Origin of the sequence: Shimia sediminis (assembly GCF_003990645.1) — a bacterium.
Taxonomy (GTDB): domain Bacteria; phylum Pseudomonadota; class Alphaproteobacteria; order Rhodobacterales; family Rhodobacteraceae; genus Shimia; species Shimia sediminis.
Window position 1 is genome coordinate 1 of record NZ_RYZK01000081.1, and the last position, 698, is coordinate 698.

Genomic DNA, 698 nt, shown 5'->3' on the forward strand with positions numbered 1-698 from the left:
CTTGGAAACCGAATTGTTCTACAAGGGTATTAGACCAGCCATTAACGTCGGTCTCTCCGTATCTCGTGTAGGATCAGCTGCCCAAACAAAAGCCATGAAGCAGGTTGCCGGTTCCATGAAACTGGAATTGGCTCAGTATCGTGAAGTAGCTGCCTTTGCCCAGTTCGGTTCCGATTTAGATGCTGCCACTCAACAACTTTTGAACAGAGGTGTTCGTCTAACAGAATTGCTAAAACAGGGTCAATACGTACCCATGGCTATCGAAGAGCAAGTGTCAATCATTTACTGTGGTGTTCGAGGTCACCTTGACAAACTTGACCCAAGCAAAATCACCGTTTTCGAAAAGGAGTTCTCTCAACACATTAAGAACAGTCACTCTGACATTTTAACAGATATTGCTACCAAGGGCCAGATTACTCCTGAAACAGATACTAAGTTAAAACAGGTGGTTACAGATTTCGTGGCAAATTTCTCTTCTTAAGGGAAATTGATTCTAGTTTATATGCTTTTTTAAGTTAATAAAGTTTCTTATTTCGATCAATTTTACCGTATGAGTGAAATTGATCTATGATTATTGGAGAAGTTCATCGTTCATATTGAAACTATTCTAAAGTAGGTGCAAATAAACAGGTGATTTTTTTAATTTGCTGTCCTCGGTACTGAATTATTGTACTTGTATCTATTCCGGTTATCTAAAT

1 pseudogene is annotated in these 698 nt (G+C 38.8%); it reads left to right on the plus strand.

Annotated features, from left to right (window positions below):
- A pseudogene (locus EK369_RS22950) lies at positions 1-481 on the plus strand (F0F1 ATP synthase subunit alpha); the annotation flags it as partial.
- Positions 482-698 lie beyond the last annotated feature (217 nt).